Source organism: Prolixibacteraceae bacterium (genome assembly GCA_019720755.1).
GTDB lineage: Bacteria > Bacteroidota > Bacteroidia > Bacteroidales > Prolixibacteraceae > Halosquirtibacter > Halosquirtibacter laminarini.
This window is the reverse complement of the sequence record CP081303.1, coordinates 4,120,048-4,132,861: the sequence shown is the minus strand read 5'-3', so window position 1 is coordinate 4,132,861 and position 12,814 is coordinate 4,120,048. Positions and strand designations below refer to the sequence as shown.

Here is a 12,814-nt window from a genome sequence, read left to right as displayed (position 1 = left end):
TATATATATAATATAAACTTGGATACTTTGAATACGAAATTTTCATATATCGCTTTTCTTTCCATTATTTTGACATGGATTGCTTCATCTTGTGCCAATGTAGGACGTCCAACAGGAGGAGACAAAGACACCATCCCACCCACAGTAGTAGAGATGGTTCCCAACATTAAGGAAACTAACTTTAAAGGAGACGAGTTCAAAGTCGTGTTTAATGAATTTGTTTCACTAACAGAACTTCGACAGAAACTAGTAGTATCACCACCACAAAAAGAGAAGCCTGAAATCAAAACTAGAGGTAAATTATTTGTCGTAACATTCAAAGATACCATGTTACAAAATACAACCTACACACTCGATTTTAAGGACGCTGTGGAGGATTATAATGAAGGAAACAAGCTATTAAATTTCAGAACTTCATTCTCAACCGGGAAAACCATTGACACGCTACGTATTGCTGGTATGGTACGTGATGCCAAAAATCTGATGCCTGTTGATGATGCAACAATCTTTATCTATTCAGATCTTGCCGATAGCGCTGCAATCAAAGAGCGCCCCAACTATATAGCAAAGACAAATAAAGAAGGGGTATTTATTGTCGATGGATTGGCTGCGAAAACATATAAGATATATGCTGTTTCAGATCTTAATGGAGATGGCAAGCTTGATAATCACAGTGAACCATATGCATTTCTTCCGCACACTCTTACTCCTTCTGCAAAGTTTATTCCTGAGCAAGACACAATGGTTAGAGGGCTAGACACTCTTTTGGTGACTGGTACGATTAATTACAGTCCCAAACCAGTGCTTCTTTCTATGTCTCAAGAGAAGGTACTATTGCAAACGATGAACGATTATAAACGAATCGATTCAACCCATTTTTACATCGGGTTCTCTGAATCTTTAGATGATAATTTTAAGATTGAGGCAATTAACATTGACAAGCCTATCCCCGAATGGCTATATAAAGAGACTAGTCTCGAAAATGATTCGATCAACTTTTGGATTACGGACCCAGAGGTATACAGCAAAGACACGATCCTTATTTCTGTGACCTATACTGTTCCTGACTCACTCTATAATCCGAAAATACAAACGGATACACTAGAGCTACTGAAACCCAAAAAGATTGTTCCGAAGAAGAAGCGAAGAAGAAAAATTAAAGATAATAAAGTTACTATTCCTACTTTCACATGGGAATCTAATGGCTCTCAAACCGTAGATCCTTACTCTAGAATATATTTGGAAACCAAAGAACCCGTAGCTTCTCTTCCTAAAGAGAGTCTTCATCTTACAGAAAAGATAGATACATTAGATGTTCCTGTGCCATTCACTATCACTAAGGATGAATATAGCGAGAGACTATTCTATATAGACTTTAAGATGAAAGAGAGTGGAAATTATAAGCTCTTAGTTGATTCTGCAGCAACTAAGAATATATACCAAGCTCTTAGTAACAAACTAGACATGAACATCAAGGTTCAGAAAGAATCCTACTATGGCAAAATCATCTTAGATATAAAGAATATTGTTTGCCCTACTTTAATTCAACTTCTTAAAAATGATAAAGACGAAACAGTAGTGAACGAACTTACTGTTCATGCAAATGGAAAAATCGACTTCTTTTATGTCAAACCAGGTAAATATATTTTAAAAGCAATCTTTGATCGAAATAACAATGGGGTATGGGATCCAGGAAATCTATTGAACCAACAAATGCCTGAAGGTGTTGTTTATTATCAAGAGGTAATGAATATCAGATCCAATTGGGATAATGAAAAATATTGGGATCTACCGAACCCTCTCGAGTTTACAAAAGACATTCAGGATAATGACAAGAAGAAAAAAGATGTTATGAAAGATCTTAATTAATTTTGTTTTAATCCCAAGTGTTTCTTAAATTTCGACTATAGACAATTAAGTGATTACAAATAAAAATGTATTAGCTATGGCAAGTATCCGAAAATTAAAAAAAGATATAGATTATATCACAGACATGGTAATCCAAGATTGTTTCCTATACATGGAGTTCCATGATGAGAAGACTAAAGATGCTGCTTGGGATATTATTCTTGAGTTAGACAAAAGTCGTTGTGAGCTTATTTGGAGGACAAATCATCCTGACGGAAAAGACAACCCTAAGTTGGTGAAAAAACATTACCGTGGAATTATTACTGATTTAATTAATGAAATTAATAAATCATACACACAATTTAATGAACTTGTAAAGTCTACAGACTAACGATTTTTTTTATAAATAAATAACAAAGGCTGTCTTCTATAAGATAGCCTTTGTTTTTACCAAACGGAGTGCCTTTTCATGGCACTTGATATTCTTACTTTTATGCCTAGAGTATTATTGATCATCATTGTAACTATTTTTTTTCTCTCTAGTTGTAAAAAAGAGGAGACACCATCTCATCAACAATACCAAGAGACACTCCTCGTCTATATGATTGCTGACAACGATCTTTATAATGAAGCATTCCTCGACTCCTATCAAATAGCGCAAGGTCTTAATAAAGGACAGAAAGTTGTCGTATATATAGATGCAGGTCAAGGAAATGCGAAACTATATGAATTGAATCAACCCAATATGTCAAGCATCCAGAATCATATAGTAAAAATGTACTCTCACGATGACTCTGCAAACCCAAAGGTTATTTACGAAACACTTCAGGAGATGATCCGTCTCTATCCTTCACAAAATTATGATCTCATATTATGGTCGCATAGCAATGCTTGGTTTCCTAATATCCCCACAAGAACTAAATCTTTTGGATACGACAGAGGCACGACTATAAACATCGACAAATTAGTTTCAGCATTACCTATAAAATTTAGAACCATACTTTTTGATTCTTGTCTCATGGGAAGTATCGAAGTAATTTCAGAACTCCAACACAATGCAGAATACATCGTTGCTGCACCTACCAATGTCCTTAAAGAAGGTTTCTACTATAGAGACATGATTCCCAAACTCCTAAACGAAAAAGCACCTATTCAACAAAGATTAATAGATGCATGTCAACAATATATTGATCACTACACAAATCAAATAGAACCATCTCAACAATCCGCTAGCATATCTATCTATCAAACGGCATATATCCCTGAGGTTGAACAAGCTTTTCAATCCATTCGTAATCATCGAAAAGAGGTAATAACATCAGAGAATGTACTACAGCTAGACAACGTATACAAATGTTATGATTTTCATGATATGCTTAAAAAAAACTATTCCCCTCAGGATTACGAAAAAGTCAAAAGTTCGTTAAAGAGACTCATTGTCTTTCATGACCATACTGATTGGTTTCTATCTAAAATAGAACTAGAGAGATCTAACGGGATCAGTTGCTACATCCCGACACGAAACGACAACCAATACTTCTCATACTATCAAACCCTTTCGTGGAGTAAACATTCCGAATACAACCAAGCAATCTTTCCTTAAAGACACTTTGAAATTATACACTTGAAGACTTCAATTTAAAGCATCCACTACCGATGAAACCTTTTGCTGGTCAAAAGAACTCCAGGAGATGTCTTGTCCTCTATCGAAGTGATTCGATGCATGTACCTTCACCGTGTATAATCCTGCAGCTTTGGCTGCGATGACTCCAGGAATACTATCTTCAAAAACCGCAACACCAGAAGTGTTATTATCTAACTTTTCCACTGCTTTAAGATAGATAGATGGATCTGGTTTTACCACATGAACCTCATCACCTGTAGTGACCGTATCAAACATCTGAGACAACCCTGTCTCAGCCAGAAAAGCCTCCACAACCACTTTAGGAGAAGAGGTTACAAGGTTTGTTCCAATCCCCTTCTCTCTAGAATCTTTCACAAACTGTAATGCGCCACTCATTGATTGGGGTTCATTACAAAACAGCACAATGACCCTTTTAATAATTAAATCACCAAGTTCAAGAGGATCCATATCTATTTGATTCTTCTCAACAAACCACCTTGTTATATCAAATATTCCTTTGCCACTAATCTCAGAAAAAAAAGAGAGATCAAAGTCTGGCACTAATTTACGAAACTCAAAAGCAATAGCCTCTTCCCAAGCCCACTCTGTATTAAGAAGTAGGCCATCCATATCAAATAAAAACTGTATCATATATAATGTTATAAATATTCTTAACTAATAGAGAGCCAATCTACAAAGATCCTTTCATTTAAGCCCTTGTACTGAATGAGTTTTATCATTTAAATTTTTATATTTGTTCAGCAACTACAGCTTTTTAGAACCAAGCAATAGTTGTAGATATATAACACATCAGAATTTACAGAAAAGATTATAATTATGAAAAAAGTTGCAATTGGTATCGATATAGGAGGTACTAACACCGTTTTTGGTGTTGTAGACGAGATGGGACAAGTTTTAGTAAAAAATGATATCCCTACACCAAAACATGGGGATGTAGACCGTTATATTACGGACCTATCAGCTGGTGTACAAGAGATGATTGAGTCTGTTAAACAACTAAGTTCAGATATTGAAATTCTTGGTATCGGTATCGGTGCACCAAATGGTAACTACTATAGTGGTACTATTGAATATGCTCCAAACCTATCTTTCAAAGGAGTAGTTCCTCTAGTAGAGCTAGTAAAAAAACGTTTTGATCTTCCTGTAATTGCACTTACTAATGATGCAAACGCTGCTGCTATCGGTGAGATGGTTTATGGTGGTGCCAAAGGAATGAAAAACTTTGTGATGATTACTCTAGGTACAGGTCTAGGTAGTGGTATCGTTGTGAATGGCGATTTAGTATACGGTCACGATGGATTTGCTGGAGAGATTGGACACACTATTGTGGTTCCTAACGGTAGAAGTTGTGGTTGTGGAACTCCTGGTCACCTAGAAGCATACTGTTCAGCTCCTGGTATCAAGAGAACTGCATTTGAGTTATTAGCACACTATAATGGTGGAGATAGCGAACTTACAAAATACACTTTTGACGAATTAAATTCTAAAATAGTATTTGAAGCTGCAGAAAGAGGAGATAAGATCGCAATCGAAGCATTCCAACGTACTGGAAAATTGTTAGGTAGAGCATTGGCTGATACAGTTCATCACCTAAGCCCAGAGGCAATATTCCTTTTTGGTGGTCCAACGGCAGCAGGAGATTATATCTTTAAGCCAACCAAAGAATCGATGGAAGAGTACTTGTTACCAATCTTTGCAAACAAAGTACGTATCCTTCCTTCTGAATTGAAATCAGGAAGCGCAGCTATTGTTGGTGCATCTGCATTGGTTTGGAACGAAATCAACAAATAATATACTCTTGACAAAAGAGAATACAAATAAGGGAGCGCAAAGCTCCCTTATTTGTTTATATCTTCTTTAATAGTCTTCAAAAACCTCTGCTTATAAGAGTACTTCAGTCTCCCAGATCAATTTCTTTCCAAAGCCTAGACGGTTGTCTGTGAACTTCATCTGTTTTGGAGAAATAATCCAAAGATCACTCTGTTTTAGTACTGCATATGGAAATCTCTTTAGATATTTTAAACGATATTTAGAGAACATAGATGCCTCGATGCACTCCATCTTAGCAGACACTTGAAGTCCCTGAATCATTCCCACCTTCTCTGTCTCCAATACAATGCTAAGAGCAACACAACTATTTTCTATTGCCTGTGTTCCATGTTTGGTTTTTGTATCGGTAGTAACAATAAAAATATTCTCTTCTGCATCATAAGTATAAAAACAGTTTGCAACCCATGGCATATTATTCACACAAGTAGCAAGAGTCATCACATGATGCTCATGAATAAAATCTACAAATCTTTGATCTACTTTCCCCATCTTACAATTCGCTCCAATAGTAGTTTATAGTTTTAATAATCGATGGATTCAAACTCTCTCCAACAGGAAACGATCTAGTATTGTCGGCAAGGAAAAGTTTATCCTCTTCACTATATTCTTTATTTGGAAAGTAAACGTCTACTTTAATTTCAAAAATTCTACGAGGATCCGAAATCATCACTTTTGTCACTTCAGCTCGAGTCCCAACAATATCAATTCCTCGATCTCTTGCTCCAATGCCGATGATAGTCAACATACAATTTGCAAACGCGGTAGCAACCATATCTGTAGGAGAAAAAGCTTCCCCTTTACCACAATTATCCACAGGAGCATCCGAAAGAATCTCCACCTCAGAAGCTAGATGAGTGCTCTTTATACGAAGATCTCCTAAGTAAATAGAATTAGCTGTAGTCATAATATTTACATCTTTTTAGTGAAAAACAAACCATTCGTTTTCATCTCAAATGTAGAAAAATTCAAGAGGTTTATTGCAGAAAACTACGACGTTTTTTATCTTTTAGACATCTCATCCTCAACACGATTAAACTCCTTTTTTAAAAGTTTTCTATCCCTCTCACTCTTTGGGTTTTCGACATACGTTTTATAATATTGAACCAATCGGGGATGATCTCGATACATTCTTATAAAGATGGTGGACTCTGATGTCGATATAAACATAAAGGCTATAATCAACCAAAAGAAAGAACGCTTTAAGGTACTCCCTACGGGGACATTTTGTTTATAGAAGCTTATCAATTCAATCAAAAAAGATTGCATTATAAAGAATACACCAAGCCAAAGAAGAATACGATAATAAGGCCAAATATACTCCATTGAACTTAACCCTAGTAAAATCAATATACACCCAACCCCTTGGCTCACCCTATCCCATCTAAGTTTCCTCTTACGGAAATCTCGAAAATAGGTTAAAAGATCCACCTCGTTCAAAGAACCAATGGTCCAAACAAGATAAAAGATAATAAGAGCTAAACACACAGTCAAACTATAAAATCGATATGGAAATATCAATGTGATTCGAAGAATTAGAGTGAGCCCAAAAACATAGAGTAAAAAAGATTCAATTTTCTTCATAATGTCTCTTCTTTAAGTAGAGGAAATATTTGTTATCAACAATAAATATACACCTTATATTCAATTTTACATAACAATACAACTATTTTCTATCTATCTAATTTTTATTATTTTGTATAAGCATAATGTGATTTAATACAGATATACCCAAATATGATACTAATAACAGGTGGAACTGGAATGTTAGGAGCACATCTTTTGCTTTCATTAAGCAAAGGAGATGATCGAATAATTGCAACAAAACGCAAAAGTAGCGACCTTACTTCTGTTAAAAATATTTTTAATTTCTTCGAACCCAAAGAGGCCGAAACACTATTTAAAAAGATTGAATGGGTAGATGCCGACATAAATAATCCAAGCAGACTAAGAGAAGTCATGAAAGGGGTGGTTATTGTTTATCACACCGCAGCAATCGTTTCATTTTCGAAAAAGGATGAAAAAGAGATGATCCTCAATAACCGTGAAGGAACAGCCAATTTAATTGACATTGCGATAGAGAATAAAGTCAAAAAGTTTTGTCATGTCAGTTCAGTTGCTGCTCTAGAGAAAATATCTGATAAAAAGTTTACAGACGAAGAGAACTATTGGAAGAGTGATAAAGACAAAAATGCATACGCTATCAGTAAGTACCAATCTGAGATGGAGGTATGGAGAGGCCACGAAATGGGGCTTCCTATTGTAATTATTAATCCATCTGTCATCCTCGGTTCGGGCAATTGGCAAAAAGGAAGTCCACGATTTTTTTCAACCATTGCAAAAAGAATATATTTCTACACAGAAGGGGGTACTGGTTTTGTGGATGTAAAAGATTGTATAGAGGCAATGGTTCAGCTAACCTCTGATAAAAATTGGAATGAAGTAAAAGGCCAAAAATTTGTTTTAAACGGATACAATCTTCCATACAAAGCGATCTTCGATAATATTGCAAAAGAGCTTCACGTCGTTGCTCCCAAATGGAAAATCACGACATCTGGAATGAAATTAGCCTACTGGATCGAAGCGGTACTTTCTCGACTATGTAGAAGAACTCCAAAATTAACAAAAGCAACCCTCAAAAGTGCATGCAACAGAAGCTACTACAATGGAAATAGGATAGAGACCAAAATTGGTCTTCAATACACCCCTATCGAACAAACCATTCATCGAATTGCGAAACAATATATACAAGAGCACTCGTAAGAAAAAAGGTCACATCCAAACTTAGATGTGACCTTTTTATATCTTAAGTAGAACTTTCAAAAAAAATTAGATATTGAAAGCCTCTTTTATTTTATCCACATAGTCTAACTTCTCCCATGTAAAAAGCTCAACTTCTATCTCTTTACCTCCAGCATAAGGAGAAGAGAATTGTTTTTTTACAATTTGAGGTTTTCTACCCATATGACCATAAGCAGCAGACTCCTCATAAATAGGATTACGTAACTTTAGTCTCTCCTCGATTGCATAAGGTCTAAGATCAAAAATCTCAGAAACTTTATTTGCAATCTCGTTATCTGACAATGCCACTTTTGAACGACCATAAGTATTCACAAAGATGTTAATTGGCTCTGCAACACCAATAGCATAAGACAACTGAACAAGTACCTCTTCAGCAACCCCAGCAGCAACCAAGTTCTTCGCAATATGTCTTGAAGCATATGCAGCAGAACGGTCTACTTTTGAAGGATCTTTTCCAGAAAAAGCACCACCACCGTGAGCCCCTTTTCCACCATAAGTATCCACAATAATCTTACGACCAGTAAGTCCTGTATCTCCATGAGGTCCACCAATCACAAACTTCCCTGTTGGGTTTACGTGAAGGATCAGATTCTCATCAAAAAGCGATTGAACACGTGCAGGAAGCGTAGCAATAGTTCTAGGCAATAGAATATTCTTCACATCTTCACGAATCTTATTCAACATTGCTTCATCCTCATCAAAATCATCATGTTGTGTAGAAAGAACCATCGTATGAATACGAACAGGTTGATGCGTATCTTCATCATATTCAATCGTTACCTGCGACTTTGAATCAGGACGTAGGTAAGTCATCTCTTTTCCTTCTCTTCGAATCGCAGCAAGCTCAATTAACAACTTGTGTGAAATCTCTAAAGAAAGAGGCATAAACTCATCCGTATCTGTTGATGCATAACCAAACATCATCCCTTGGTCACCAGCACCCTGATTTTTACGATCTTCGCGATCTACACCACGGTTAATATCATCAGATTGTTCGTGAATAGCAGATAATATTCCACAAGAATCTCCATCAAATTTATACTCACTCTTAGTATAACCAATTCTATTAATTACGTCACGAGTACGCTTTTGAACGTCAATGTATGTATTGGTCTTCACCTCCCCTGCAACAACTACTTGTCCAGTAGTAACCATTGTCTCAATAGCCACTTTAGAGTTTGGATCGTAAGCCAATAATGCATCTAATAGTGCATCTGATATCTGATCAGAGACTTTATCTGGATGTCCTTCAGACACCGATTCTGAGGTAAATAAATAACCCATATTTATAAATTTTAATGCCGACTCCGTGTCGGTCAAAACAATTAAACATTAAAATTTGGATGGGATTATATGATTGATAAGTTTGCAGAAAACAGCATTGCTTTAGCATTTTTTTCTGTGGTTGCAATCAATCAAATCCGTCCACTAATTCTATTATTTAAATGCAAAAGTAAACTTTTATTTTTAATAAAAGGCAAAAAGATCTTCTAAATTACAAGCACGACCTCTTATTTAGAAAAGACGATCGATTACAACTACCCCCTTGTAGTCAAAGACTTAAAGACATCCTCTAGTTCAGAGCTAAACATATTTATATGCATAATAGGATTCTTTGTTTCCACAGCAAACCAAAAGATATGTTCTTCAATAGGGGTGTGATCTCGCGCTTCAATCAAGTAGAAATGGTCTATTCGCTGAACTTTAGCAAATACTGAAAGTTGTTCAATATTTTCTTGATTCAATGGCAATTTAAACTTCACCTTGTATCGTGGATTCATATGATGCTCTCTAAGTAAAATATCACATCGGTCATCGGCAACAATCTTCCCTTCATTAATAATCACAACTCGGTCACACATCTGCGATACTTCACTCATTATATGAGAAGAAAAAAGTACAGTTTTTCCAACACTAACGTTTTTAATAAGCTCTCGAATCTCTATTATTTGATTGGGATCAAGTCCATTCATTGGTTCGTCTAGTATCAGTACTTTAGGATCGTGAAGAAGAGCTTGAGCAAGCCCAACACGCTGTTTATAACCTTTAGACAACATCCCGATCTTCTTATTGGACTCTTTAGATATACCACAAAGAGCAATCATCTCCTCCACTCGATCTTTAGGACGTTTCACCCCATAAAGAGAAGCTACATGTCTTAAATACTCTCGTATATATAATTCATCATAAAGAGGGTTGTGTTCAGGCAAATATCCAATCTCTTGCTGTACTTTCACTCGACTCTCTTGAATATCCATGCCCAACACAGATACTATTCCACTACTAGGACGCATATAACCAGAAATAATCTTCATTAAGGTAGATTTACCTGCCCCATTGGGGCCAAGAAAACCCACAACATCTCCCTCATCTAGCGAAAGAACCACATTGTCTAATGCTTTTTGGTTTGAAAAAAATTTACTAACCTCTTTTATGTGAATTGACATAACGTGTTTGTTTTATTAAAATTATTCTGAATAAAGTGGCTCAAAACGATTAAGCTTAAATCATTTTATTTTTAACAGAATGATACGCAAAAAACCGGATTATTTGTTCCTATCCCTCCTTATGATATTTCTCATATAAAATAAGAGAACAAATGGTCGATTATTATCAAAATCCAAAATTTAAGATTAAATTTGCTAAATCGAAATTCTCTAAAATAAACTTTTCGATCATTTTTAATTCGGGTGGTCTCTAAAATAAAAGATAAAGATAATAGATGTTTTCTATACTTTTAGATATCGTCTTTAGAACTATAACCACAGACATCATTTTATAAACTTAGACTCTTTTTTTGGCACTAGAGTCACCGAGAAAATTTGATTACCCATGAAAGACAGAAACTTCAACTATGTCAAAAGCTTAACAACTTTCCAAAGACAACAAACTTCTGAAGTGATAATCGGTGGGGTCGGTGTTGGAGGGGACAATCCCATCCGTATTCAGTCGATGACTGATACAAACACCAACGACACAGAAGCTACTGTTGAGCAAATTGAAAGAATTGTAAAAGAGGGTGCAGACTTTGTTCGTATGGCTGTCCCTGGCATTAAAGAGGCCGAAAACCTAAAAAATATAAAACGAGCACTAGTCGAGAAGGGGATAAACACACCACTAATTGCAGATATCCATTTTAATCCAGCAGCTGCTTACGAGGCATTAAAGCATGTCTCTAAAGTTCGCATAAATCCTGGAAATTTCTACGACCCTAGGGCGAAGTTTAAAAAAATTGAATATACTCACGAAGAGTATCAAGAAGAATTAACAAAAATCGAACAAAAGTTCATTCCATTTCTAGAGGAGTGTTCTAAACACAATACCGCTATTCGTATTGGTGCAAACCAAGGATCTCTTTCAGACCGTATCATGAGTAGATACGGAGATACTCCTGCGGGTATCGTGGAATCAGTGATGGAGTACCTTCGTATTTGCCAAAAGGTAAATTTCAAGAATGTGGTTATCTCTATTAAATCTAGCAATACCCGTATCATGGTCTTTACCGTTAGACTGATGAACTACAGAATGAGACTAGAAGAGATGAATTTCCCATTCCATATCGGAGTAACAGAAGCTGGAGAAGGAGAGGATGGACGAGTAAAATCGGCTGTCGGATCAGGTACACTTCTTGCCGATGGGCTAGGCGACACTATTCGTGTTTCACTTACAGAGAAACCAGAAAACGAGGTGAAATTTGCAAAACAATTAATCTCCTATATCAACAAACGCAGAGGGCACGATCACATCGATGCACCAATGTTTGCACAAACAAACCCTTTTGAATACGAAAGGAGGTCACAACGTCCTATTGGTAATATCGGAGGACGACAAAAGAATGTAGTTGTGGCATCCTTAAACGGATGTTCTCTCGAAGAGGTAAGATCCTTTAGAGACAACACCATTCCCGAATATTTCTACGACGGTGCAGATATCTTTAGTTTAGATGGAGAGAAGCTTCCAATCATTTCGCTTCACGAATATCTATTTGAAGACTTCCACCATCGTAAGCCACGATTTGTTCGTATGAATAAAAACGAATACGATCAATTTAAGAGGTTGAACCCAGAAGTGGTAGAGAAACTGAAAAGAGAGAGAAATGTGGTCATCTTAATGGAGTCTATAAACCAGAACCCAACAGCTGAGATGAGAGCTTTCTTTATGGAGTTGGATGCTGCTATATGCAAAAACCCTGTAATCCTTCTCCGTCAATACCAAGAGAACGACATGAATATGCTACGTATAAACTCGGCAGCAGATCTTGGAGAACTTCTTATTGATGGATACTGTGATGGGATTCTTATCTCTAATAAAGGAAGTATTGGATACAGCGAATTAAAGAACCTATCTTACAGCCTTCTGCAAGCAAGTAGAATGAGAGTAACAAAAACCGAATTTGTCTCTTGTCCTGGTTGTGGTAGAACACTATTCGAACTTCACAGCACAGTAGGAACTATTAAAAAACACTTCTCTCACCTGAATCACCTTAAGATTGGAGTGATGGGATGTATTGTAAATGGACCTGGAGAGATGGGAGATGTAGACTATGGCTATGTCGGATCAAGTGTTGGAAAAGTAAATCTATACAAGGGGCAACGCCTTGTTAAAAAAATGATTCCTAGCGAAGATGCCGTGGCTGAAATGATTGAACTAATGAAAGAGTATGGGGACTGGCGTGAACCAGACAACTCATAA

12 protein-coding genes are annotated in these 12,814 nt (G+C 36.3%); 6 read left to right on the top strand and 6 right to left on the bottom strand.

Translation table 11 applies throughout. The features are described 5' to 3' along the window. The first annotated feature begins 27 nt into the window (after window positions 1-27). The 3 genes from K4L44_16395 (at window position 28) to K4L44_16385 (ending at window position 3,451) form a co-directional block, all read left to right on the top strand. A complete protein-coding gene (locus tag K4L44_16395; protein ID QZE14087.1) occupies window positions 28-1,869 on the top strand; it encodes an Ig-like domain-containing protein in 1,842 nt (613 codons plus the stop codon). Window positions 1,870-1,945: 76 nt separating this feature from the next. Then, window positions 1,946-2,239, top strand: coding sequence for a hypothetical protein (locus K4L44_16390; protein QZE14086.1), 294 nt, complete (start codon window positions 1,946-1,948; stop codon window positions 2,237-2,239). Between the two features lie 102 nt (window positions 2,240-2,341). Next, window positions 2,342-3,451: a hypothetical protein gene (locus K4L44_16385; GenBank protein ID QZE14085.1), complete on the top strand. Its 1,110-nt coding sequence runs from the start codon at window positions 2,342-2,344 to the stop codon at window positions 3,449-3,451. Window positions 3,452-3,481: 30 nt separating this feature from the next. Here the strand turns inward: K4L44_16385 and K4L44_16380 are convergent, their stop codons facing one another. Then, window positions 3,482-4,123: an HAD family phosphatase gene (locus K4L44_16380; protein ID QZE14084.1), complete on the bottom strand. Its 642-nt coding sequence runs from the start codon at window positions 4,121-4,123 to the stop codon at window positions 3,482-3,484. A gap of 186 nt (window positions 4,124-4,309) precedes the next feature. Between K4L44_16380 and K4L44_16375 the strand changes: the two genes are divergently transcribed. Then, complete coding sequence (locus K4L44_16375; protein QZE14083.1) at window positions 4,310-5,284, top strand: ROK family protein; 975 nt, start codon at window positions 4,310-4,312, stop codon at window positions 5,282-5,284. A 90-nt stretch (window positions 5,285-5,374) separates the two neighbouring features. Here the strand turns inward: K4L44_16375 and K4L44_16370 are convergent, their stop codons facing one another. From K4L44_16370 to K4L44_16360, 3 genes are all read right to left on the bottom strand, one after another. After that, window positions 5,375-5,812 carry a pyridoxamine 5'-phosphate oxidase family protein gene (locus K4L44_16370; GenBank protein QZE14082.1) on the bottom strand — a complete coding sequence of 146 codons (438 nt, stop codon included), beginning with the start codon at window positions 5,810-5,812 and terminating at the stop codon, window positions 5,375-5,377. Window position 5,813: 1 nt separating this feature from the next. Beyond that, window positions 5,814-6,227 (bottom strand): OsmC family protein, encoded by a 414-nt coding sequence (locus K4L44_16365; protein ID QZE14081.1) that lies wholly within the window; start codon window positions 6,225-6,227, stop codon window positions 5,814-5,816. A 95-nt stretch (window positions 6,228-6,322) separates the two neighbouring features. Continuing rightward, window positions 6,323-6,904, bottom strand: a complete 582-nt coding sequence (locus tag K4L44_16360; GenBank protein ID QZE14080.1) for a hypothetical protein — start codon at window positions 6,902-6,904, stop codon at window positions 6,323-6,325. Window positions 6,905-7,057: 153 nt separating this feature from the next. Here K4L44_16360 and K4L44_16355 point away from each other — a divergent pair, with 153 nt between their 5' ends. Continuing rightward, complete coding sequence (locus tag K4L44_16355) at window positions 7,058-8,083, top strand: NAD-dependent epimerase/dehydratase family protein (GenBank protein QZE14079.1); 1,026 nt, start codon at window positions 7,058-7,060, stop codon at window positions 8,081-8,083. 66 nt (window positions 8,084-8,149) lie between these two features. Here the strand turns inward: K4L44_16355 and metK are convergent, their stop codons facing one another. Beyond that, entirely contained in the window at window positions 8,150-9,406 is a 1,257-nt protein-coding gene (metK, locus tag K4L44_16350) for a methionine adenosyltransferase (protein QZE14078.1), read from the bottom strand. A 254-nt stretch (window positions 9,407-9,660) separates the two neighbouring features. Continuing rightward, window positions 9,661-10,569: an ATP-binding cassette domain-containing protein gene (locus K4L44_16345; protein QZE14077.1), complete on the bottom strand. Its 909-nt coding sequence runs from the start codon at window positions 10,567-10,569 to the stop codon at window positions 9,661-9,663. A 385-nt stretch (window positions 10,570-10,954) separates the two neighbouring features. Between K4L44_16345 and ispG the strand changes: the two genes are divergently transcribed. Continuing rightward, a complete protein-coding gene (gene ispG / locus K4L44_16340) occupies window positions 10,955-12,814 on the top strand; it encodes a (E)-4-hydroxy-3-methylbut-2-enyl-diphosphate synthase (GenBank protein ID QZE14076.1) in 1,860 nt (619 codons plus the stop codon).

Bases quoted from the DNA above. Each gene is read 5' to 3' on its own strand.
- K4L44_16380 (QZE14084.1), bottom strand. From the start codon at position 4,123: ATGATACAGTTTTTATTTGATATGGATGGCCTACTTCTTAATACAGAG.
- K4L44_16365 (QZE14081.1), bottom strand. From the start codon at position 6,227: ATGACTACAGCTAATTCTATTTACTTAGGAGATCTTCGTATAAAGAGC.
- K4L44_16370 (QZE14082.1), bottom strand. From the start codon at position 5,812: ATGGGGAAAGTAGATCAAAGATTTGTAGATTTTATTCATGAGCATCAT.
- K4L44_16375 (QZE14083.1), top strand. From the start codon at position 4,310: ATGAAAAAAGTTGCAATTGGTATCGATATAGGAGGTACTAACACCGTT.
- K4L44_16390 (QZE14086.1), top strand. From the start codon at position 1,946: ATGGCAAGTATCCGAAAATTAAAAAAAGATATAGATTATATCACAGAC.
- metK (QZE14078.1), bottom strand. From the start codon at position 9,406: ATGGGTTATTTATTTACCTCAGAATCGGTGTCTGAAGGACATCCAGAT.
- K4L44_16360 (QZE14080.1), bottom strand. From the start codon at position 6,904: ATGAAGAAAATTGAATCTTTTTTACTCTATGTTTTTGGGCTCACTCTA.
- K4L44_16355 (QZE14079.1), top strand. From the start codon at position 7,058: ATGATACTAATAACAGGTGGAACTGGAATGTTAGGAGCACATCTTTTG.
- K4L44_16345 (QZE14077.1), bottom strand. From the start codon at position 10,569: ATGTCAATTCACATAAAAGAGGTTAGTAAATTTTTTTCAAACCAAAAA.
- ispG (QZE14076.1), top strand. From the start codon at position 10,955: ATGAAAGACAGAAACTTCAACTATGTCAAAAGCTTAACAACTTTCCAA.
- K4L44_16385 (QZE14085.1), top strand. From the start codon at position 2,342: ATGCCTAGAGTATTATTGATCATCATTGTAACTATTTTTTTTCTCTCT.